This is a genomic window from Sphingobacterium sp. UBA7631, assembly GCF_002483935.1.
In the GTDB taxonomy this organism is placed as follows: domain Bacteria; phylum Bacteroidota; class Bacteroidia; order Sphingobacteriales; family Sphingobacteriaceae; genus Sphingobacterium; species Sphingobacterium multivorum.
In genome coordinates this window covers 597,839-619,355 of sequence record NZ_DLIX01000007.1, presented here as the reverse complement: position 1 = coordinate 619,355, position 21,517 = coordinate 597,839, and the positions used below count along the sequence as shown (strand labels likewise).

General features: G+C 39.5%; 22 protein-coding genes. 19 read left to right on the top strand and 3 right to left on the bottom strand.

Features of this window, described 5'->3' with window-relative positions; genetic code table 11:
* Positions 1-133: 133 nt before the first annotated feature.
* Positions 134-1,363, top strand: coding sequence for a M16 family metallopeptidase (locus tag B3P16_RS14520; protein WP_286769245.1), 1,230 nt, complete (start codon positions 134-136; stop codon positions 1,361-1,363).
* A 217-nt stretch (positions 1,364-1,580) separates the two neighbouring features.
* A complete protein-coding gene (gene fabD / locus B3P16_RS14515) occupies positions 1,581-2,471 on the top strand; it encodes an ACP S-malonyltransferase (protein WP_070560944.1) in 891 nt (296 codons plus the stop codon).
* A gap of 352 nt (positions 2,472-2,823) precedes the next feature.
* Here fabD and B3P16_RS14510 read toward each other — a convergent pair whose 3' ends face one another.
* Positions 2,824-3,555, bottom strand: coding sequence for an RDD family protein (locus B3P16_RS14510; protein ID WP_115046318.1), 732 nt, complete (start codon positions 3,553-3,555; stop codon positions 2,824-2,826).
* A gap of 115 nt (positions 3,556-3,670) precedes the next feature.
* Here B3P16_RS14510 and B3P16_RS14505 point away from each other — a divergent pair, with 115 nt between their 5' ends.
* Genes B3P16_RS14505 through B3P16_RS14480 form a run of 6 tightly spaced genes read left to right on the top strand, consistent with a single transcriptional unit; the run spans position 3,671 to position 9,907 of the window.
* Positions 3,671-4,633, top strand: a complete 963-nt coding sequence (locus B3P16_RS14505) for a stage II sporulation protein M (protein WP_115049359.1) — start codon at positions 3,671-3,673, stop codon at positions 4,631-4,633.
* Positions 4,624-5,535 (top strand): ABC transporter permease, encoded by a 912-nt coding sequence (locus B3P16_RS14500; RefSeq protein ID WP_286752832.1) that lies wholly within the window; start codon positions 4,624-4,626, stop codon positions 5,533-5,535. Before B3P16_RS14505 ends, B3P16_RS14500 begins: the two co-directional genes overlap by 10 nt.
* The gene (locus B3P16_RS14495) at positions 5,528-6,403 is read left to right on the top strand and encodes a DUF4129 domain-containing protein (protein ID WP_286843385.1); all 876 of its coding nucleotides are present in this window, start codon (positions 5,528-5,530) and stop codon (positions 6,401-6,403) included. The genes B3P16_RS14500 and B3P16_RS14495 overlap by 8 nt, the downstream gene beginning before the upstream one ends.
* Positions 6,400-7,593, top strand: coding sequence for a DUF4350 domain-containing protein (locus tag B3P16_RS14490; RefSeq protein ID WP_286843383.1), 1,194 nt, complete (start codon positions 6,400-6,402; stop codon positions 7,591-7,593). The genes B3P16_RS14495 and B3P16_RS14490 overlap by 4 nt, the downstream gene beginning before the upstream one ends.
* Positions 7,590-8,579: an AAA family ATPase gene (locus B3P16_RS14485; RefSeq protein ID WP_286843382.1), complete on the top strand. Its 990-nt coding sequence runs from the start codon at positions 7,590-7,592 to the stop codon at positions 8,577-8,579. The genes B3P16_RS14490 and B3P16_RS14485 overlap by 4 nt, the downstream gene beginning before the upstream one ends.
* A complete protein-coding gene (locus B3P16_RS14480; protein ID WP_070560953.1) occupies positions 8,579-9,907 on the top strand; it encodes a DUF58 domain-containing protein in 1,329 nt (442 codons plus the stop codon). The genes B3P16_RS14485 and B3P16_RS14480 overlap by 1 nt, the downstream gene beginning before the upstream one ends.
* Here the strand turns inward: B3P16_RS14480 and B3P16_RS14475 are convergent.
* Entirely contained in the window at positions 9,900-10,304 is a 405-nt protein-coding gene (locus B3P16_RS14475) for a Dabb family protein (RefSeq protein WP_286843380.1), read from the bottom strand. The genes B3P16_RS14480 and B3P16_RS14475 overlap by 8 nt on opposite strands.
* 198 nt (positions 10,305-10,502) lie before the next feature.
* Positions 10,503-11,756: a methionine adenosyltransferase gene (metK, locus tag B3P16_RS14470; protein WP_286767456.1), complete on the bottom strand. Its 1,254-nt coding sequence runs from the start codon at positions 11,754-11,756 to the stop codon at positions 10,503-10,505.
* Positions 11,757-12,059: 303 nt separating this feature from the next.
* Between metK and B3P16_RS14465 the strand changes: the two genes are divergently transcribed.
* From B3P16_RS14465 to B3P16_RS14415, 11 genes are all read left to right on the top strand, one after another.
* Positions 12,060-12,938, top strand: a complete 879-nt coding sequence (locus tag B3P16_RS14465; protein WP_286734148.1) for a diacylglycerol/lipid kinase family protein — start codon at positions 12,060-12,062, stop codon at positions 12,936-12,938.
* A gap of 4 nt (positions 12,939-12,942) precedes the next feature.
* Positions 12,943-13,293 carry a translation initiation factor gene (locus B3P16_RS14460; RefSeq protein WP_070560961.1) on the top strand — a complete coding sequence of 117 codons (351 nt, stop codon included), beginning with the start codon at positions 12,943-12,945 and terminating at the stop codon, positions 13,291-13,293.
* 432 nt (positions 13,294-13,725) lie between these two features.
* Complete coding sequence (locus tag B3P16_RS14455) at positions 13,726-14,562, top strand: MotA/TolQ/ExbB proton channel family protein (protein ID WP_286843400.1); 837 nt, start codon at positions 13,726-13,728, stop codon at positions 14,560-14,562.
* 101 nt (positions 14,563-14,663) lie between these two features.
* On the top strand, positions 14,664-15,326 hold the full coding sequence (locus B3P16_RS14450; protein WP_286752825.1) for an ExbD/TolR family protein: 663 nt from the start codon (positions 14,664-14,666) through the stop codon (positions 15,324-15,326).
* 24 nt (positions 15,327-15,350) lie between these two features.
* The gene (locus B3P16_RS14445) at positions 15,351-15,908 is read left to right on the top strand and encodes an ExbD/TolR family protein (RefSeq protein ID WP_286843377.1); all 558 of its coding nucleotides are present in this window, start codon (positions 15,351-15,353) and stop codon (positions 15,906-15,908) included.
* A gap of 31 nt (positions 15,909-15,939) precedes the next feature.
* Positions 15,940-16,827: an energy transducer TonB gene (locus tag B3P16_RS14440; protein ID WP_286843375.1), complete on the top strand. Its 888-nt coding sequence runs from the start codon at positions 15,940-15,942 to the stop codon at positions 16,825-16,827.
* 328 nt (positions 16,828-17,155) lie between these two features.
* Positions 17,156-18,082 (top strand): PstS family phosphate ABC transporter substrate-binding protein, encoded by a 927-nt coding sequence (locus B3P16_RS14435; protein WP_231585229.1) that lies wholly within the window; start codon positions 17,156-17,158, stop codon positions 18,080-18,082.
* Between the two features lie 25 nt (positions 18,083-18,107).
* Complete coding sequence (locus B3P16_RS14430; protein WP_070560965.1) at positions 18,108-19,907, top strand: tetratricopeptide repeat protein; 1,800 nt, start codon at positions 18,108-18,110, stop codon at positions 19,905-19,907.
* Between the two features lie 118 nt (positions 19,908-20,025).
* Positions 20,026-20,400 (top strand): NADH-quinone oxidoreductase subunit A, encoded by a 375-nt coding sequence (locus B3P16_RS14425; protein WP_046673074.1) that lies wholly within the window; start codon positions 20,026-20,028, stop codon positions 20,398-20,400.
* 61 nt (positions 20,401-20,461) lie between these two features.
* Positions 20,462-21,013: an NADH-quinone oxidoreductase subunit B gene (locus B3P16_RS14420; protein ID WP_070560969.1), complete on the top strand. Its 552-nt coding sequence runs from the start codon at positions 20,462-20,464 to the stop codon at positions 21,011-21,013.
* Positions 21,014-21,511: an NADH-quinone oxidoreductase subunit C gene (locus tag B3P16_RS14415; RefSeq protein ID WP_286769237.1), complete on the top strand. Its 498-nt coding sequence runs from the start codon at positions 21,014-21,016 to the stop codon at positions 21,509-21,511. It begins immediately after the preceding gene.
* Positions 21,512-21,517 lie beyond the last annotated feature (6 nt).

Below are 21,517 nucleotides of genomic sequence, written 5' to 3'. Positions count from 1 at the left end.
TGTGCCCTATGATTTGAAGATTGAGCAAAGTGGCGAAAGAATGTACGATTGTATATTTTTTTGGAGGAGATAGTCAAGGCTAACGGGCACACAAAATAGATAGACTAAAGAAGTTACAGCAAGTTTATACTGCATGGAATACGAAATTATTAGACTTTCAAACGGGATACGCGTAGTATTTCAATATCAGAATTTACCGGTTACACATGTCTGCATGGTCATCAATGCGGGGTCTCGGGATGAGTCTGCTGGAAAATATGGTGTAGCCCATTTTATTGAGCATCTTTTATTCAAACGAACAGAAAGACGCTCTACACAACAGATTATAAATCATTTGGAATCCGTTGGCGGAGATTTGAATGCTTATACAACGAAGGAATATACCTGTGTACATGCCTCTATTCTTCAGCCTTATTTAAGTCGTGCCTTAGATCTTTTTGAAGATATCTTTTTTCATTCCACTTTTCCCGATATAGAATTGGATAAAGAAAAATCTGTCATTGTAGATGAAATGGCGTCTTACCTGGATAGCCCAGAAGAGTCTATTGTAGACGATTTTGAGGATCTGGTTTTTCAGGGGTCGGGTTTAGGACACAATATTTTGGGACTGGAAGATCAGCTTCTCGCATTACAAAAGGGCGATATCTTAGACTTTATGCAGGCAAACTATGATACAAATGAAATGGTTATTGGTATCACAGGTAATTATACGCTAAAAGAAGTTGAGCGATTGTTGCACAAGATCTTTGGTGGTGTTCCAGCAAATACAATTATGCGGATGAGAAACGATGTCAATCCAATTATTGAACAGCATCTTGCAGTTGCAAAACCAATTAATCAGGTTCATTACATGCTTGGATCTTTGGCTTACGGTTATCGTGATGAGCGTAAGACAGGGCTGTTGCTTTTGAACAATATGCTTGGCGGCATGGGAATGGGTTCTATTCTGAATCTTTCTATTCGGGAGAAATATGGAATAGCCTATACCATTGAATCTAATTATACTATTTTTTCGGATACAGGGTTATTTAGTATTTACCTCGGTACCGATGAAGAAAAAGTTGAAAAAGCTAAAAAACTCGTCTTTAAAGAACTAGCGAAGCTAACCGAGCAACCGCTATCCGAAACTGCAGTAAAAAAGGCGAAGCAGAAATTTATTGGTCAGATTGCTTTGACCGAAGAGAACCGTATGAGTATGATTATCTCTGCCGCGAAAAACGTGATGGACTATGATCGTGTCATCTTATTGGACGAAGTAATTGAAAAAATTCAGGACTTGACTAATACAGGGCTGCTGGAAATAGCGCAAGATGTATTTGACCCGAAGAAGATGTTGTCGCTAAGTTTTGTTCCCGAAGACTGAATTTAAGGATCGATAGATCCTTCTGAGGAAATGAACAATATGAGATCGAACGGCCGAAGATGGGAATATAGCTGGCTGAAATGAATTTATATTGCATATAAAAAGCAATTTATCTAAGTTTGCGCTTACGGGAATTCGTTCTCATCAACCATTGACTGCAGAAAGCAGATTCAATACCTATTGTAGCAGACAAATAAACGAATAAAAAATATAAGGGATGAAAACAGCATATGTATTTCCTGGTCAAGGGGCCCAATTTGTTGGAATGGGGCAAGACCTGTATAATTTAAATGATGAAACGAAAGCTTTGTTCGAACAGGCTAACGATATTTTAGGATTTCGCATCACGGATGTCATGTTTTCCGGTACAGACGAGGAGTTGAAACAAACCAACGTAACCCAACCGGCTATTTTCTTGCATTCGGTCATTTTGGCAAAAGCATTGGGAGAGTCTTTTCAACCGGACATGGTTGCAGGTCACTCATTGGGTGAGTTTTCGGCTTTGGTAGCAGCGGGCGCACTGAGCTTTGAAGATGGCTTGAAATTGGTTGCACAACGCGCCAACGCGATGCAAAAAGCATGTGAGCTTCAGCCTTCAACGATGGCTGCGATATTAGGTCTGGAAGATGCTATAGTGGAAGAGATCTGTGCTAAAGTTGATGACGTTGTGGTGGCTGCGAATTATAACTGTCCCGGACAATTGGTGATTTCGGGATCTATTGAAGGTGTGGATAAAGCTTGTGCTTTATTGACCGAGGCCGGTGCTAAGCGCGCATTAAAGCTAAATGTTGGTGGAGCATTTCACTCACCATTGATGGAATCTGCCAAAGTCGAATTGCAGGCGGCTATCGAAGCTGTAGACATTTTGTCGCCTAGCTGTCCGATTTATCAAAATATAGATGCCAAACCACAGACAGATCCAGCGGTTATCAAGGAAAATCTTATTGCGCAATTAACTGGCGCTGTACGGTGGACGCAGACAGTACAAAATATGTTGGCCGATGGTGCAACAGCTTTTGTAGAAGTCGGTCCAGGAAATGTATTGCAGGGATTGGTTAAGAAGGTTGACCGTCAGGTGCAGACTTCTGCGGCTTCAGTGACCGCGTAACAAAATATTCAGTATAAAAAAAGGAATTATTTTGCTGTGCCCTCAAAAAGTGTCCAACTTTTTGAGGGCATTTTTTATGAACGAAAAATCGGAATCACATCAAGAATTACCTGTCCATCCCTGAAAAATGTTTACAAAAGGTCTAATACGGTTCTTACTTTACCTCAAGAATTAACCTGTAAAAATGGATAAGACATAGCGATCAGTTTCGGAGATTACTCGGTGCTTATTCGGTACTTGTTCGGAACTCGTTCGGTACTTCTTCGGTTGCAAGCGAAGAAACACCGAACGAGCTCCGATCGATATCCGTTTTTTAACCGAGAGAATGCAGAATCAACTATGAGCGTAAAAACTATTTATCCTTAAACATGCTGTAATGATCTTTCATGACCTGCAGCACGAAGTCGTTGGGAGTCATTTTTTCAGGATGTTTGACTTCCATAACCGCCTCAAGACGCTGGACCAAAGCTGTTAAAATGCCCACATCTCTTCTATCAAAAGCTGTTTGGTAGATCTCTTTGACCGAATTAGCATCCTTGTCGCTCAATTTGATAACCTGTGGAAATAGAATTGGATGATTGTCGAAAGTCTCTTCGTAAATTGTGTCGCTCAATTTTAATGTAGGTTTGAGGCTGATAACGGAAGTTTCTGCGGCAATATCTCCAATGCGTTGCCCATTTTTGGATAAAACGATCGAGGTAATGGCGACACCACCCATCGTCATCCAAATATCTACAATAGATAGACTCCATCTGGACAAGTATTGATAAAAGTTGGCTCGCGAACCGTCAAGTTTAACGACCTTTATTTTCATGATTTTCTTACCTACTGTCTGACCACCAAAGGCGGTTTCGGTAATCAATGTGTAAAAAAACGCGGGTAGGGTCAATGCCATCATAACGCCATAAAAAAGATAGGGATCTCCTGCGTTCATGTTTATGCTGTCCAAGAGAAAGAAGCAAAAGAAATAATAACAGACTATAATAAAATAATCTATTGCAAAAGCGATCATTCTTGAACCAAGACTGGCAAGATTATATTCGATTTTTACATTTTGTGCTGTATTTATCTCAAGCTTATTCATATGTAAATTATTTGAGTTTAATAGCAATATAGAATTTCTAGGTCATTTTAGCTCCAATTTGTGCTTTTCAATCATGGATATTTCCTATATTTGGTTCAGCCAGTTAAAAAAATTAATGAGAGAAGCATCCTTTGTAGAACGAAATAAAGAAAAATGGACGTTAATTGAAAATAATTTATCAATTAATATGCAGGTTGATCCAGATGAACTGGCCTCAAATTACATTGAGCTCACTAATGATCTGGCTTATGCACAAACTTTTTATCCTGAAAGTAAGGTAAAGGCTTACCTGAATGAACTGGCAGTGACCGTGCATCAGAAAATCTATAAAGATCAGAAAGCTTCCAATAATAAGTTTAAATCTTTTATCAATGAAGAGATACCGCAGGCGATCTGGTCAATCCGTAGACCTTTGTTGTACTCCTTCTTAATTTTTGTTTTGGCTTCAGTCATTGGTTTTGTATCGTCTGTATACGATATGGATTTTATTCGGCTTATTTTAGGTGACTACTATGTCGATTCGACGATAGAAAGTATAAAAGCAGGAGATCCTGCTGCAGTATATGGGAAGGGGAGCAACTTTGGATCAGCGATTTGGATTACGATTAATAATGTGCGGGTTGCTTTTATGGCCTTTGCTGCCGGACTATTTTTCAGTGTAGGGACAGGTTATGTGCTGTTTAGCAATGGTATTATGCTTGGTGCATTTCACCATATGTTTTTCCAGTATGGCGTTATGGGGAAAGCCATGTCGGCGATTTGGATTCATGGCACTATTGAGATTTCGGTAATTATTGTGGCAGGAGGATGCGGATTGGCCATCGGTAATAGCATTCTATTTCCCAAATCGTTTACACGTTTGACATCGTTTGTCCGTACAGCAAAGATTGCAATGAAAGTTCTCGTCAGCACGATTCCTTTTTTTATTATAGCCGGAACATTGGAAGGTTTTGTAACACGGTATTATAATATGTCAATTTGGTTATGTTTAATAATTATCGTTTTATCCGTACTGGCTATCCTTTATTTTTATGTTATTAATCCTTATCGACTAGCAAAACGATTTCAATGGAAATAGATTTTGAGTTTCAAAAAGAACGGAAGGTGGGGGACTTTATCCAAAGTTTCATAGATCTTTTTAAATTGATCTATAAGCACTTTGTTTCTACTATTTTTGGTTTATCTGCGGTTCCCCTAGCAGCGATTGCTTTAGTTTACTATTTTCTTTCTACAAAAATCACTTTTTCGGCTAATAGCGATTCTTTTGAGGATATCGATGCTTTTACTTGGGCTGGATTACTCATTTTGGCATTGATCGCTTTGGGATTGTACGTTTATGGTATTTCCATTGAATATTTTATGCTACTCAAAGAACGTAAAAGCACAGCATTTTCAGGATCGGAAGTATTCAGAAATTTCAGATCTAACCTCGGTAAATACTTTATGTTTTTGATTGCCATGATATTGGCTTTAATCGTTGTCTTTATCCCACTGGCAATCGTAGCTGTGATTTGTGCATTTATCCCTTTTATTGGAAGTTTTGCCATTGGTATATTGGGCTCGATGGTTGGGATATGGTTGTTTTGCTCTTTTCTATTTTATCGGGAAGGTTATTCGGATCTGGGAAGCTGTTTTACAGATGCCTATGTCATGCTGAGCAAAAAATTGATCCAATACGGTATCGCAACCTACATTGTGAACTTTATTTTTCAAATGGCTGTCATGATGATTTCCATTGTACCATTGATTATCATGGGGCTTTTGTCATTTAACTTCCTTGGAATAGATGCCGCTTTCTTTGACTCATCCTGGGGAAAACTCCTGATGACATTTGGGGGCTTATTTATCACACTATTTACGCTCTTTCTTTATATGTCCGGGGTTTTGGCCAATGGTATTATTTATGAAACAGCCAAGGATCTCAAATTTGGAGAACGTATTTATGGCATGATCGAAAAGATAGGAGGAAAAGATGAATAAACTCTTGTCTTTTTTCTGCATTGCCTGTTTATCGATTATGTACGCCTGTGATCCCAAGCCAAGGGACACGGACTCCAACAGCGATAGAATTGATTCACTTAATGTGCAAATAGATTCAACCTTGGTGGGAGCAGATTCTGTCCGCATTGATTCTGCAGTAAAGGCTCCTAATGGCCAACAGGGAAAAGACGAAATTGACCTGTGGGATCCAACATTATTTGATTCGATTCCAAAATATACCGAACAACGTTCGTTTAAAATGGATCCTTATCAGGATATCATCAAACGTTACGAGACAGACGATTTTGTTTATTCTGAAAATATTAAAGATCGGGTGGGCGTATTGCAACGCATCCTTGCCCGGCTCGCCGATTGGATCGGGAGTATCATGCCGGATAATCCTTATAAATTTCGGGAAGAGTTTGGCTATGTATTTGCCTTCTTAGCTGTCATCGCATTAGCGTTTATTCTTTATAAAGTGCTCTACAACAGAAAACAATATTTTATTAAGCATAGTGAAGAGGAGAGTGAACTGGACGTTTTAGCGTATGTGGAGCGAAACCTGATGAATAGCAACCTGGAGCCTTATATTCAGGAGGCTATCGCTCAAAGGAATTATGCATTGGGTATCCGGTACTTACAGCTATTGAATATTCAGAAACTAGCGCAATCCGATCATATCAAATGGAAGCTGAGCAAAACGAACGCTGAATTTACACAAGAGATTCAAAACGAGGAGCTCCGTCGTGGATTTGCGGAATGTACAAGAATATTTGATTATGTCTGGTTTGGTCAATTTGAATTAACAGAGAACAATTTTAATCAATATCAGCAATTGTTTCACCAGTATCAAAAACAAATTAAATGAAGGGATCGGTAAAATTTGGATTGATATTATTGACTGTTGTGTTAGTGTTAATAGCCCTTATCGATGCAACAAGTAAGAAACCTATTATCTGGGATCGGACTTTTGATGCAAAAGATAAAAATCCTTTTGGCGCTTATGTGCTACGTCAAGAACTAAAGCATATCATTGATCAAAAGAACACAACGATTGAGCGACCATTGTATGAATATTTGGACAGTACAAAGAAAACCGACGCTAACTTATTTTTTTACACCTCCTATTTTTCAATGGGTGAAGCAGCGGAAGATAAATTACTGGATTATGTAAACCGGGGTGGGAAAGCAATGATTGTAGCCGAGGATATTGATCCTTATCTGTTGGATTCCCTCGGTTTGAAAACAGATAACTTCTATGGTTTTAAAAAAGGTGTGAATATAAAAAGCCAACTGCGTGTGCGGTTGATGAACGATAACAATAAAATTCATTATAGTAAATCAGATCTTGGCGAAGTATTCAAAAAACTTCCTAAACATGCGACCATTTTGGGCGCGGTTACCTATAAGGAATTTATGTTACCGAACTTCATAGCCGTTCAATTTGGTAAAGGGACATTCTATCTGCACCTGACCCCTGATTTATTTGGAAACTATTACTTGCTGAATTCCGCTTCGCAATATGCCTATGTTGCTAAGTCGTTATCTTATCTAAATGATAAGCCGATCGCTTGGTATGATTTTAAAGCGAATTTGGAGCAATATCGGACACCTTTGCGTGTATTGCTTATGAATGATGGTCTTAGGCAAGCTTGGTATGTTTTGTTGGCGGGGCTAGTTCTTTTGCTTGTATTTCGAAGTAGACGAGAGCAGCGAGCCGTGGCGGTCGTGAGCCCAGAACCGAATCTCTCGAAGGACTTTTGTGGAACCATTGCTACTTTATATTATGAAAATGGCGCACCAGGTAATATGGTCGCAAAAAAAATAGATTACTTCCTGCACGATCTTCGGATGCGGTTTCATTTGGACACGCTGATGTTGCGGGAAGAAGAGTTCAGTGAGGAGCTGGCTGAGCGGACTGGAGTTCCGCTCCTAGAGACGCAGTCTTTAATCAGGCTGATTGTTCATATGCAAGATGCTAAACAACATGATGTGGCTGATCTTAAGATGATTAATGATACAATAGAAGAGTTTAAACATAAAGCAAAAATGATATGAGTGACTTCGATAAATATATATCTTTTGAAAACCGAATAGATGTCTCGGTTTTATTCGATAAAATGGCGCAGGTAAAGTCGGAGGTGAAAAAAGTCATCGTTGGGCAGGATCAATTGATTGACATGCTCTTAATCTCGATCTTGGCCTCAGGGCATTCTTTGATCGAGGGCTTACCCGGGGTGGCGAAAACATTATCCGCAAAATTGATTGCCAAAACGATTCACAGTGAATTTAAGCGGATTCAATTTACACCGGATTTAATGCCCTCGGATGTAACCGGTTCGTCGATACTCGATTTGAAAAGTAATGAGTTTGAATTTCGTAGGGGCCCCATTTTTGCAAATATTGTTTTAATCGATGAAATCAATCGTGCTCCCGCAAAGACCCAGGCAGCACTTTTTGAAAGCATGGCGGAGCAACAGGTGTCGGTAGATGGAACAACCTATCAATTGCCAGGGCCGTTTGTTGTTTTTGCGACGCAAAATCCCATCGAACACGAAGGTACTTATCGATTGCCGGAAGCTCAGCTCGACCGTTTCTTGTTTAAGATCAATGTGAACTATCCTGAACTTGAACAGGAATTGGAAATATTGAAGGAGCATCATGCTCAAAAAGCACAGAATAAAGAGGATCAGGTTCAGGCTGTCGTTTCGGCCACAGAAATTTTAGAATTCCAGAAATTGATCAAGTCTATTTTTGTGCACGAGGAGTTGCTAACTTACATTGCTCAAGTCATTATAAAAACACGAATTAATCCAAGTTTGACACTAGGTGCCTCACCGCGGGCTTCTATTGCTTTGTTGGAATCAGCAAAGGCTTCAGCTGCGTTAACAGGCCGCGACTTTGTTACTCCTGAGGATATTCGGAGGGTAGCATCTGCCGTACTGGGCCACCGTGTCATGTTGACTCCAGAAAGGGAAATGGAAGGATTTACCACCGCTTATGTCATCGATCAAATCATAAATTCTGTAGAAATTCCAAGATAATGAAGAAACTAAAACAGCTTTTTCTAACAAATCAATTCTTCTACTCCCTATTGGGGGTAGCGACACTCTTTACATTTTCTTTTTTCGTTAAAGGATTGTTGATTGTGGCCTGGATTGTCTTTTGGATCTGGTTGGCTGTTTTGGCTTTTGATTTTATTGTCTTATTTTCAGGGAAGGGCAGAATTGAGATCACAAGGATATATCCTGAAAAATTATCCAATGGAGATGAAAACCCGATGAAGCTTATGGTGAGCTCTTTTTATCCATTTGCAACAAAAGTAGATGTTTTAGAGGAGTTTCCGGTGCAGCTCCAAATTCGGGACAAGGATTTTGCAGCCAGTTTACCCGCTTTTCAACGCTCTGAAATTTCATTTTCCTTGCGGCCTACACAAAGGGGAATTTATCAGTTTGGTCGTTGTATGGCTTTGGTTAGACGTTTTGGATTTTTCAAAAGAAGGTTTGTTACCAATCAAGAACAGGAAATCCCCTGTTATCCATCCTATATTCAACTACGAAAATATCAGCTTTTGGCAACAAGTAACCGATTGAATGAACTGGGGATAAAGCGTATTCGACGCATTGGTTCAGCCATGGAATTTGACCATGTTAGAGAGTATGTGCAGGGAGACGATTATAGGCACATGAACTGGAAGGCATCTGCAAAAGTAAAGAAGCTGATGGTCAATCAGTATGAAGAGGAGAAGTCTCAGCCGATCTATTCATTTATTGACTTAGGTCGGGCAATGCGTATGCCATTCAACGGTCTTACCTTATTGGACTACTCGATTAATGCTGCACTTGTTCTTTCCAATGCGACCATCTTAAAGCAGGACCGAGCTGGATTATTAACCTTTTCAAAAGATATCAATGCATTTATAGCTGCAGAGAAGAGGAATAATCAAATGCATAAGATTTCAGAAGCACTATACCAGGTGTCGACCAAATTTGAGGAGTCTGAATTTGGAAGATTATATAGTTATGCCAATGCGCATATTAACAAGAGGTCGCTTATTTTTGTATATACCAATTTTGAGACCTTAGATTCCTTAAGACGTCAGATAAATTATCTGTCTATGTTAAACAGGAGCCACATTATCGTTGTTGTTGTTTTTAAAAACGTAGAAATAGAGGATTTAGCGAAAAGTACGCCTAAAAAGACAATCGACATTTACAATCAGGTCATTGCTGAAAAGTTTATCTATGAAAAACAGCTTATCGTACAAGAACTGATTCGCAACGGCTTTCAGACAATCTATACAGCGCCCGAAAACCTGACCATCAATTCCATCAATAAATATTTGGAAATTAAGGCCCGGGGCCTTATTTAATGATGGAGGTATCTTTGACCATTACTTTTGTCCAGAGATGCTGATATTTTTCGATCGCTTTTAAATGGATCGGATGTGTCTCGTAGATGGTAATATCTTTAAGGTTTTTGAAAGTGACGATCAAGGTATAGTCGAAGCTGTTGTCTACGACAGGTCGCGGGTTTGTTTGAGCCGGAACGCCGTAATTAAGTGTTTTGATGACGTCGATCTTGCGCAGTTCCTCAAAAAATCCAACAAAATTCTTTTTTTCTTTTTCACTGAGCTCTTTTTTTAGCCAAAAATTCACAACGTGGACAATGGTGGCGGGTTGTAAATCTTCATCCGATTGAACATTATTTGCCCATGTTGGGGCAGTTATGAGCACCATTGGTGCAAGAAGAAAATTGCGTCTTTTCATGATTGAAACGGTTTAGAACGTTTAAGATACAAAACCTGCGCGATTTCACCAATAGTCTGGGTATAAAAGTCGGTTCAAACTGTTTAAGAATAGAATGCTGAGAAGGCGCTGTGAAGGGATGGGTATAAAGTTGAATAAAAAAGGCTGTCCAAGATGATTTTTGGACAGCCCCATTCTATTTTGATGGACATCTGGCTCTTATAAACCAAACGCTTCTTTTACTTTGTCGATATAATCTAGTTTTTCCCAAGTGAACAGTTCAACTTCGACTTGCTTTTTCTCGCCTGTCGAGCTTTCGAACTCCTTGGTTACTTTTCTTGGTGTTCTTCCCATGTGTCCATAGGCTGCAGTTTCTGAATAAATTGGATTTCTCAGCCCCAAACGGGTTTCAATTCCGTATGGCGTCATGTCAAATAAGTCGGCTATTTTTTCCGCAATCTGGCCATCAGTCAGATTGACTTTGCTCGTTCCATAGGTATTTACATAGATTCCCATCGGATCTTTTACACCTATTGCATAGGAAATCTGTACGAGAATTTCATCTGCAACACCTGCTGCTACCAAGTTTTTAGCTATATGGCGCGTTGCATATGCAGCGGAACGGTCTACCTTAGATGGATCTTTTCCTGAGAAAGCCCCACCACCATGTGCACCGCGGCCACCGTAGGTATCGACAATGATCTTGCGACCGGTAAGCCCTGTATCTCCGTGTGGTCCACCGATAACAAATTTTCCAGTTGGATTGATATGAAACTTAATTTCATCGTTAAATAACAACTGAAGTTCTGGTTTCAATTGCGCTTTAACACGTGGAATTAAGATCGTTTTAATATCGTGTGTAATTTTATCCAACATGACTTGTTCAGTAGCGAAGTCGTCATGTTGTGTAGAGATTACGATTGCTTCAATTCTTTTCGGCTTATGATCATCACTATACTCAAGTGTCACCTGAGATTTTGCGTCCGGGCGCAAATACTTGATTTCGTTATTTTCGCGACGCAGCTCGGCCAATTCATAAAGCAGGCGATGCGATAAGTCCAATGCCAAAGGCATAAAATTTTCGGTTTCGTTGTTGGCATAACCGAACATGATGCCCTGGTCGCCCGCACCCTGTTCTTGTCTTGTCTTGCGGTCTACACCCTGGTTAATATCAGCAGATTGCTCGTGAATAGCCGAAAGGACGCCACAAGAGTTTGCCTCGAACATATACTCAGATTTGGTATAGCCAATCTTTTGGATCACCGAACGGGCTATTTTTTGGACATCAAGGTATATGTTTGATTTAACCTCGCCGGCAAGAACTACTTGCCCAGTCGTTACTAGCGTTTCAATAGCGACGCGAGAGTCCTCGTCCCATGCTAAAAAATTGTCTATTAATGCATCTGAAATTTGATCCGCAATTTTGTCTGGATGCCCTTCAGAAACAGATTCTGACGTAAATAAATAAGCCATGCTTTACGTAATTTTTAATATTGGATTTGCGCTAGAATGAAATAACAGCAAAGTGATAAGAGCCGTGATAGCGAGGGGTTTTTAGCACTTTTTTACTGTGGTTGCAATCTCCTTGTCGTTGCTTGTAACGCAACAGCACGCAAATCAGTCCACATTCTATTTTTTGTGCGACAAAGCTACGATACTTTGTGGATTATTTAAAATCAAATTTATATTTTAACTTTTAAAAGTATGGGGAAGTAAGGTAATTCGTATAAAGATTACATTATTTTAAGAAATTGGTAATTTCCGCTATCTTTGGATATGTCAGAACGTAAACAAATATTGTTTGTTATTAATCCTATTTCGGGAGGGAAAAATAAAACTTCCTTTAAAAAACAGGTGCTGGATGTGCTTGATCTGCAGAAGTTTGATCCTACTTTCCAACAAACAGCGAGACCGAACCATGCTTATGAAATTGGGCTGAAAGCGATCAAAGAAGGCTATGATGCAGTCATCGCTGTCGGTGGTGATGGGACGATCAATGAATTGGGATCCGCTTTGGTCGGATCTGGAATTCCATTGGGGATTATTCCTGAAGGCTCTGGCAACGGCCTGGCGCTCTATTTGGGAGTTCCAATGAATGAGGCTGCAGCTATCCGTCGGATTAATCGTTTTGAATCAATAGAAGTGGATTGTGGTGTAATTAATGATAGACGCTTTTTTAATATCGCGGGTTTGGGTTTTGATGCATCCGTAAGTGAAAATTTTGCTAATGAAAATATTCGTGGACCTTTGGGGTATATGAAGTCCGTTTTTAATGTGCTCAGTAAATACCAACCGGCACATTATAAATTGACAATTGATGGAAAGGTGTACGAAAGGCAGGCCTTTATGATCAGTGTGGCGAACTCTCCCCAGTATGGTAATAATGCTTATATAGCACCGCAGGCTTCGGTTAACGATGGCATTTTAGATGTCTGTATCGTGCACAAGTTTCCACTTTATATTTTGCCAAAGATGATTTTCCATCTTTTTAATAAATCGGCGGATCAATCCAGTTATGTCGAGATTATTCCGGGGAAGAATATACAGATTGAGATTGATAAGGTGTCCCCGGTTCATGTGGATGGGGAGCCGATTGAACTTGGCGATAAATTGGATATTTCCATTATGCCAAAAGCGTTAAAGATAATTTGTTAAGATGATGAGTAAAAATAAGAAACAGTCCTATGAGGGCGTTGTATATTCGACAGATGACAGCTTCAGCTATCAGCTGGCCGATTTTTTTCAGGAAGCAGATACGTTACCTGTAAATCAGCAAAACTTAAAGGTGCAGCTTGATCGGAAAATGCGGAAGGGGAAAGTTGTTACGTTGGTCACGGGCTTTGTTGGAAAAGTGGACGACTTGGAGAACTTAGGTAAATTGTTGAAAACGAAGTGCGGAGTTGGTGGAACAGTGAAGGATGGGGAGATCATCATTCAGGGCGAGTTTAAACAAAAGATCTATGATTTGTTACTTAAAGAGGGGTATCGCGTAAAATTAGTTGGTGGTTAAACAAGTATATCCAGCAGAATAGCGGTAAATCTAATGAATTGTTTATTAGGCAAGTATGCTTTGCGTGTGGGATGGTAGATCGTTCATAAACATGAGTAATCACTTACTTTTTGTCGTTTAAAATCCTTGATTTTCTTGCATATCAAAAAAAAAATGGCTTTCATTGTAAAATAATTATTGCGAATAAGCGATTTAGCATAGATTAGCAATGATTATATAACGGGAACTGCTGAGAAAAATAACACGGATTAATAGTGTATTCAGTTTTAAAAACAAATTTGATTTTTTTTATATATTTAAGAGGAATATTTTAAATTTGACATTAAATATTAAATTTGCTTTGCAAAATTGGTTTCAAAAGCGAATAAAAGTGCATATAATTTAAACAACATTATATATTTAAACAACAGTAAAAAACTAAAAATTAGAAAAATGGCAAACGCACCTAAAACTGCTGCAAAACAAGAGAGCAACAACGGAGGATCTTTCTTCGCTCAAGCTGCAATCATCATCTGTTTCATCGTTGGTTTCTGTTTATGGAAATTTGTAATGGGTAACCCTGCAAACTTTGTTGATGGAAATCATGAAAATGCACCAATCCCAGGCGGAAGTTTAAGTTCTTACTTAGGAATGGTTTACCATGCTGGGGCTATCGTTCCTGTTTTGCTTGGTTTATTCTTGATGGTATGGGTTTTCTCAGTAGAACGTTTTATCGTTATTAACAAAGCTTCTGGTAATGGTAACGTAGGGAACTTCGTTAGAAAAATTCAAACGTTGATCAATGGTGGAAACATCGATTCAGCTATCGCTGAGTGTGACAAACAAAAAGGTTCAGTAGCAAATGTTGTAAAAGCTGGTTTATTGAAATACAAATCAGTATCTGCAGATCCTGAAGTAAACACTGAAAAAGCTGCTATTGCAATTCAAAAAGAAATCGAAGAAACTACAGCATTAGAAATGCCAATGTTAGAGAAAAACTTAAACGTTATCGCTACATTAGTTTCTATCGGTACATTATGTGGTCTATTGGGTACGGTAACGGGTATGATCAAAGCCTTCTCGGCATTGGCAACAGGTGGTGCTCCAGATTCAGCTAAATTGGCAAACGGTATCTCTGAGGCCTTGATCAATACAGCAACTGGTATCGCGACTTCAACATTCGCTATCGTATTGTATAACATCTTTACTGCAAAAATCGATAAATTAACTTACTCTATCGACGAAGCTGGTTTCTCAATCGTACAAACGTACGCTGCAAACCACAAATAAGAACTATGATGAAAATTTTTGATTTTATTTTATGGAAATCAAAAATCGAAAGCATCATAGGATAGAAGATTGAGTTTTTAATTTAAAAAGAAGAATTTAAAATGGGTAAAGCAAAAGTAAAAAGAGCCAGTACGTCGATCGACATGACAGCGATGTGTGACGTATCGTTCTTACTGCTTACGTTCTTCGTCTTAACGGCGACTGCGCGCCAACCGGAAGCATTGACGGTGGATACCCCAGCATCGACTACAAAAGATAAGTTACCTGATTCAAATGTGGGTATGATCACAATAGGCGATAAAGGTAAAGTTTTCTTCGGTACGACTGATCAACAAGTTCGCGTAAAAGCACTAGAAAGAATGTCAGCAAAATATGGCGTTGGCTTTTCGCAAGAAGATTATGATCGTTTCAAATTGATGGAAAACTTTGGTGTACCAATGTCTAAATTGAAAGGATTATTGGCCCTGGATGGAAGTAAGCGTACAGAAAAAGGTTTGCAAACTGGTATCCCGGTTGATAGTACAGAGAATACTTCAAATGAGTTGTATTACTGGGTTCAAAATGCCCGTCTTGCAGCTGAGGAAGTAAATAAGGAAAAAGAGGCATCAGATAAAAACTTCGTGCATCCAGGACCTTTAAAGATGGCTATCAAAGCAGATGCGAATGAAAAATATCCTTCGGTTAATTTAGTTATTGAAACGTTGCGCAATCAAAAGCAAAACAAATTTAGTTTCATAACAGGCATGCGTGCTGAGGAGAAATAATTGACGATTTAATAAGAACAAACAATGGCAGAATTAAATCAGGATAGTGGTAAAAAAGGCAAAGGCGGGAAAGTAAGATCCAAGAAGAATGGCGGTAAGGTCGACCTTACGGCGATGGTGGATTTGGCATTCTTGTTGATTACCTTCTTCATGTTGACCACGTCCTTAAATAAACCGCAAGCGATGGATGTGGCTATGCCAGACAAAAATAAAATTAAGGAACAACAAAGCGATGAATTGCTTACAGCAGATAATCGTTCCCTGACAATTTTATTGGGTTCTGACAATAAAGTCTCCTGGGTATATGGTCAAGTTGCTCATCCGATCGAAGGTCCTACTGTTGCTGGTTACGGTGCAGATGGGATTCGTAAGGTCCTGATGGAGAAAAAGGCATATGTACCTCGCGTTTCAGGCGGTAAAGACATGATCGTAATCATAAGACCTAGTGATAAATGTACACAACGTAATCTGGTTGACATTCTTGACGAGATGAAAATTGTAGACGTAAAACGCTATATGATCGGTAAGATTACTCCAGAGGAAGTGGAAGTGTTAAAACGTGACAATATCTATAATGATTAGTTATTAGATTGACACAAAAAACTAAAATAAGATGATAGGGTCAAAATTAGATATTTTTAAGAAAGAATGGCTTGACGTCGTTTTTCAGGGCCGCAATAAGGAGTACGGAGCCTATGAGCTTCGTAAGCTAGCGCCTAAAGCGACTAACAGGGGGCTTCTTGTCGTTATCGGCATTGTAGCCATAGCTAGTTTCCTTAGTGTTTTTGGAAGTAAGCTGTTCCCGAAGAAAGCTGTTGAGGCACCTCCGGCAGTAACTGAAGTTACTTTGGAAGACCTTGAAGAAATCAAACCTCCAGAGCCACCAGAAGAGGAGCCGCTTCCGCAAGAGCCGGAAGAAAAACCTCAACAAGTGGCTATGGATGTGCCAAAAGAGGATTTGGTTCGTTTCCCTGAGCCTAAAGTAGCTCCTGCAAACAAAGTTGTGGAAGAAGTTGCTTCTCAGGAAGAGTTGAAGGATCCAAATAAAACGCCAGCACGTATTACCTTGAAAGGTAGCCCGACTGGTACTTCCGTTGCACGTGGTGAATTTGGTTCGAAGAAACAAGACGGTGCAATCACTGGTGCTGCAAAAGGGGATCCTAATGGTAATGGAGACGAAATTCTTCCATTTAATGCCATTGAGGTTCAACCAATGCCTGTAGGCGGTATGCAAGCATTTATGTCTTGGGTTGGTTCAAACTACGAGTACCCAGCTGCTGCGACTGAAAATGGTGTGAATGGTGTCGTTGAAGTATCCTTCGTTGTAGAAAAAGATGGTAGCTTGACAGACATCAATATCAAACGCGATTTGAAATATGGTACTGGAGATGCAGCTGTAAGGTTGCTTAAAAAAGCGAAGAAATGGAAACCTGGTATTCAAAATGGTCGTCCAGTTCGCGTAGCGTACACTTTACCAATTCGATTGAACCTTCAAAATTAGAATGACAAATTTTAATTCGAATAATAGTTCAAATTATAGACAGAAATCGCCTCTGAAGCGGTTTCTGTCTATTTTAGGACTTTTTATGTTTGGCTTTTACTTTGTTTTGGGCCTATTGATTATATTCTGGGATAATTTCCCCATTGAGATTAATCCAACTTACAAAACAATTTTTGGTGTCGTATTGATTCTGTATTCGTTTATGCGGTTTGTACGACTTTGGCAAAATAATTTTAATTGATCGCCTCTTTCTTTTAGCTACAGCCAAAACTCTCTTCAAAAGTTAAACTATTCTTTATTTAAACTGTCTTATTTTATGATGTATCGTATGAGAAAATATAAAATGGTTCTTGTGGTGCTGGGCATCTGTATGGGCGTATTTGTCTCTTGCAAAAATAAAACGAAGAGTGCAAAGGAAGGTGAGGACATTCTTACAGGGAAGCTTCCGGTGATTGTTGATCAGACCGTATTGCCCATTATTCAGGAGTCAGCGGATGTTTTTGAAAGTTCTTATCCAAATTCAAGTTTGGAATTGATGGCGAGACCGGAAATTAGAGCTGTAAATGCATTGCTGTCTGATTCGGCTTATGTGGTTGTATTGACTAGGAAATTGAGCAATGAGGAAGATAGCTATTTTAAGAAGCGCGGTATTCAGCCAAAGATATTTCAAATGGCTTCGGATGCTGTTGTACTGATTAATAATCGTAACAGCGCTGATACTATAATGCCACAAAACGACGTTAAGTCTTTGTTGGAAGGTAACTTAGCTGGACAACGGTTGATCTTTGATAATGCCAATTCGAGTACTCTACGCTATTTGAAAGACTATTTCAAATTGAACAAAATTGATCCGAAGGCTGTTTCTGCAATGAAGGATAGTGAAGATGTCATGAAATATGTCAGCGAGCAAGCGAATACAGTGGGCGTTATTGGCTACAATTGGTATTTAAAGGCTATCGAAAAAAATTCGAATTTATTGGATAAAATTCGTACATTGAGCATCGGAAGTGTGGGTAAGGAGGGCGAAAAGGTCAGTTTTTATAAACCATCTCAATCGACTATTGCTGATGGCTTATATCCTTTTGTCAGACCTGTCTACATTATGAACTATCAGCCGAATATGGGCCTAGGTTTGGGCTTCAGTGCTTTTTTGACAGGTGATCGTGGACAACGCATCGTATTAAAGGCGGGATTGGTTCCTGCCACCATGCCTGGACGGGAGATCATTATTAGAGATGAAAGTTATATTAAATAGATAATAAATAGTACAAAAATAGATTATGACAAACAGCAAATTATTATTTAGTCTTTTATTGGCCGGATCTGTGGGCACAGTAAGTGCACAAAGTTTGAAAGATGCTAGAGCAGCCATCGAGGCTGAGAATTATGGTAAAGCGAAAACTATCCTTCAACAGTTAGTGAGTAAGCAACCTAAGAATGGAGATAATTATTTCTATTTGGGTCAAATTTATTTGGTAAACGACAGAGCGGATTCTGCCGCTGCGATTTTCAACCAAGGTTTGGCTGCTGATCCAAAGGCTACGATCAATAATGTAGGTTTGGGTTATGTTGACTTAATGAAAAAGGATAAAGCAAGCGCTGAATCTAAATTCGCTTTGGCGACAGCAAAATTAGGTAAAAAAGATTACGAGCCATTATTGGAAATCGGTCGTGCTTATATTAATGCTCCTGAGCCTGATTATGCAAAAGCGTTGGAATACCTGACACAGGCGAAAGAGAAAAACAAAAAAGACGTAGCCGTTCCTATCGCATTAGGTGATGCGTATCGTGGTTTAAAAGAAGGTTCATTGGCTTATACAAGCTATGGTGAAGCAACTGATATCGACCCAAATTCAGTACAAGCGAAAGTTGGACAGGCGGTGATCGTACGCGGTGCGCAAGCTTTTGATGAGGCTATCACGCAACTGGAAGCTATCGCAGCAGAAACTCCGGCTTATGCACCTACTTACCGTGAGTTGGCTGAAACATACAACCAATGGTCTAGACTACCGGGCACTTCTGACGAGAAATATGTCGAGTTAAATAAAAAAGGTGTTGAGCAATACAAAAAATATCTAGAAGTTGCAGGCGATAATTCACTGGAAGCTAAAATCCGTTACGCCGATTTCTTGGTATATGCACGTCAATACGACGATTTGAAAGTGGTTTCTGAGGAATTAGCTAAAAATCCTTCTGTAGATCCAAAGATCTACCGTTATTTGGGTTATATCGCCTTCCAAAAAGCGAAAGATTATCCAAAAGCGTTGGATTACTTAAACCAGATGTTCAGCAAAATGGAAAAGGACCGTGTAATTCCATTGGATTATATGTACCTAGGAATGTCTGAAATTGCGGCTAACAGTCCAAAACATGCCGCTGGCGGGGCGGATAGCACAGCAGCCGCGGCTCCGGTATTGACAGCAGAAAATACAGCAAATATTCAAAAAGGTATCGCTGATATTAAGAAAGCAATTGATTTGGACAAAGAGCTCTTGGGTGAAACAGCCGAGTTGGCTTTTGCTAAATATCAGGAGCAAGAATTGCAAACAGCGGCCTCTCTATTCGAGCTAGTTGCTTCTTACAAAGACAATAAAACATATTTGTATGATGCAAATTACTATGCTGGAGAAGCTTACTATCAAATTGGTGCTAAAGAAGATGCCGGTAGTAAAAACGAAGAGCAAGTTGTCGTTAATCAAGAATTGAGAGACAAAGCAATTGCCGATTTGCAAAAATCACAGACTTTCTTATCCGTTATTGAAACGACAGACAATAAAGAAGCACAGGATAAATATCTGATCAATGCGCTTTATTACAAGGCTTTTGCAGCTTTAACTGCGGACAATCTGGAGCAGCCTAAAGGTGATTTCGTAGCATCCTTCCAAAAATTGATTGAAACAATCAATCAACGTGGTGCGCAAGAGAAAAATAAAAATTATTTAATCGATGCGAATACCTATATCGGTCTTTACTATTATGTGAAGCAAGATCTTCCTAAAGCGAAGGAGAGCTTCCAGAAAGTATTGGCAATAGATCCAACGAATGAAGCTGTTAAAGGCTATTTACAAGGGATCAAATAGGCTTAAGTAAAATCATTCTAAATTAGGCGTAGATCGTAATATCTACGCCTTTTTTGTTTTGTTTTTTACCGTGGAATCTCTATATTTAGAGACAGTTACCAATATAAATTGAATTGAGATGGAGCAAGCCAATAGTATGCCGATAGACTACTTGCCGATATTTATACAGCTTCTAGTTGCTGTAGGATTTGGGGTAGGTACCATAATTATTACACATCTTATCGGGCCAAAGGTCCGTACCGAAAACAAACTTGGGGCTTTTGAGTCGGGGATTGAAGTTGTCGGAAATGCCAGGCAGCCTTTCTCCATCAAGTATTTCTTGGTGGCTATCCTGTTTGTGATTTTTGATGTTGAAGTCATTTTCATGTACCCGTGGGCTGTAAACTTCCGGGAGATGGGATTACAAGGCTTGATTGAGATGTTTATTTTCATGGGACTGCTCTTGTTGGGCTTTATCTATGTGATCAAGAAGAAAGCATTGAATTGGGACTAAACGTCCCGTTGGTCGTTGGCTCTTTGAGTCAATGATACTTAAACCTATAAATCGACTTTTCATGAGTGATATAAAATTGGCAGAAGCTCCTCCGGGAGTAGAAGGCGCAGGTTTTTTTGCGACAAGTTTGGATAAAGCCATTGGCTTGGCCCGAGCCAACTCTTTATGGCCTTTGCCGTTCGCCACATCCTGCTGTGGTATCGAATTTATGGCAACGATGGGTTCTACTTACGATTTGGCCAGATTTGGCGCTGAACGTCCTAGTTTCTCGCCCCGTCAGGCAGATATGCTTTTGGTAATGGGGACAATCGCTAAAAAAATGGCGCCTGTATTAAGACAAGTATATATACAGATGGCCGAGCCGCGCTGGGTAATCGCTGTAGGAGCTTGCGCATCGAGTGGTGGTATTTTCGATACGTATTCTGTTCTACAAGGGATAGACGAAATCATACCGGTTGATGTGTACGTGCCTGGTTGTCCTCCCCGCCCAGAAGCAATTTTGGATGGTGTATTGCGTCTGCAGGATATTGTAAAGAATGAATCATTGAACCGGAGAAATACGCCCGAATACAAAGCGCTGCTTGAAAAGTACGGAATACATACAAATAAATAGATGATGGAAAACAGTTTTTTATTGGATAAGCTCCAAGGAAATTTTCCGGGAAAGATTAACGAAATTCAAGATGCACACAATCTATTGACCATTGTTGTTGATACGGAAGATGTGATTGATGTACTTCGTTTCTTAAAATCGAATAACGAATTGCAGTTTATTCATCTCACGGATATTACAGCGGTACATTATCCACATTTAGAAAAGGAATTTGCTGTAGTTTATCATATTCAAAGTCTCGTTCATAATATCCGAATTCGCGTGAAGGTCTTTTTGCATGGACCAAATCCTGAGATTCCAACGGCAACAGTCGTTTGGAGAGGTGCAAATTGGATGGAACGTGAAACCTTCGATTTTTTTGGTGTCAATTTTATAGGACATCCCGATTTGAGAAGAATTTTGAATGTAGATGATATGGAGGTGTTTCCAATGCGTAAGGAATATCCTTTAGAGGATCCAAATCGCGTAGATAAGAAAGATTTGTATTTCGGCCGTTAATTTATA

Excerpts from the sequence above, each read along its gene's own strand:
- B3P16_RS14520 (WP_286769245.1), top strand. The coding sequence starts at position 134 with ATGGAATACGAAATTATTAGACTTTCAAACGGGATACGCGTAGTATTT.
- fabD (WP_070560944.1), top strand. The coding sequence starts at position 1,581 with ATGAAAACAGCATATGTATTTCCTGGTCAAGGGGCCCAATTTGTTGGA.
- B3P16_RS14510 (WP_115046318.1), bottom strand. The coding sequence starts at position 3,555 with ATGAATAAGCTTGAGATAAATACAGCACAAAATGTAAAAATCGAATAT.
- B3P16_RS14505 (WP_115049359.1), top strand. The coding sequence starts at position 3,671 with ATGAGAGAAGCATCCTTTGTAGAACGAAATAAAGAAAAATGGACGTTA.
- B3P16_RS14500 (WP_286752832.1), top strand. The coding sequence starts at position 4,624 with ATGGAAATAGATTTTGAGTTTCAAAAAGAACGGAAGGTGGGGGACTTT.
- B3P16_RS14495 (WP_286843385.1), top strand. The coding sequence starts at position 5,528 with ATGAATAAACTCTTGTCTTTTTTCTGCATTGCCTGTTTATCGATTATG.
- B3P16_RS14490 (WP_286843383.1), top strand. The coding sequence starts at position 6,400 with ATGAAGGGATCGGTAAAATTTGGATTGATATTATTGACTGTTGTGTTA.
- B3P16_RS14485 (WP_286843382.1), top strand. The coding sequence starts at position 7,590 with ATGAGTGACTTCGATAAATATATATCTTTTGAAAACCGAATAGATGTC.
- B3P16_RS14480 (WP_070560953.1), top strand. The coding sequence starts at position 8,579 with ATGAAGAAACTAAAACAGCTTTTTCTAACAAATCAATTCTTCTACTCC.
- B3P16_RS14475 (WP_286843380.1), bottom strand. The coding sequence starts at position 10,304 with ATGAAAAGACGCAATTTTCTTCTTGCACCAATGGTGCTCATAACTGCC.
- metK (WP_286767456.1), bottom strand. The coding sequence starts at position 11,756 with ATGGCTTATTTATTTACGTCAGAATCTGTTTCTGAAGGGCATCCAGAC.
- B3P16_RS14465 (WP_286734148.1), top strand. The coding sequence starts at position 12,060 with ATGTCAGAACGTAAACAAATATTGTTTGTTATTAATCCTATTTCGGGA.
- B3P16_RS14460 (WP_070560961.1), top strand. The coding sequence starts at position 12,943 with ATGAGTAAAAATAAGAAACAGTCCTATGAGGGCGTTGTATATTCGACA.
- B3P16_RS14455 (WP_286843400.1), top strand. The coding sequence starts at position 13,726 with ATGGCAAACGCACCTAAAACTGCTGCAAAACAAGAGAGCAACAACGGA.
- B3P16_RS14450 (WP_286752825.1), top strand. The coding sequence starts at position 14,664 with ATGGGTAAAGCAAAAGTAAAAAGAGCCAGTACGTCGATCGACATGACA.
- B3P16_RS14445 (WP_286843377.1), top strand. The coding sequence starts at position 15,351 with ATGGCAGAATTAAATCAGGATAGTGGTAAAAAAGGCAAAGGCGGGAAA.
- B3P16_RS14440 (WP_286843375.1), top strand. The coding sequence starts at position 15,940 with ATGATAGGGTCAAAATTAGATATTTTTAAGAAAGAATGGCTTGACGTC.
- B3P16_RS14435 (WP_231585229.1), top strand. The coding sequence starts at position 17,156 with ATGAGAAAATATAAAATGGTTCTTGTGGTGCTGGGCATCTGTATGGGC.
- B3P16_RS14430 (WP_070560965.1), top strand. The coding sequence starts at position 18,108 with ATGACAAACAGCAAATTATTATTTAGTCTTTTATTGGCCGGATCTGTG.
- B3P16_RS14425 (WP_046673074.1), top strand. The coding sequence starts at position 20,026 with ATGGAGCAAGCCAATAGTATGCCGATAGACTACTTGCCGATATTTATA.
- B3P16_RS14420 (WP_070560969.1), top strand. The coding sequence starts at position 20,462 with ATGAGTGATATAAAATTGGCAGAAGCTCCTCCGGGAGTAGAAGGCGCA.
- B3P16_RS14415 (WP_286769237.1), top strand. The coding sequence starts at position 21,014 with ATGATGGAAAACAGTTTTTTATTGGATAAGCTCCAAGGAAATTTTCCG.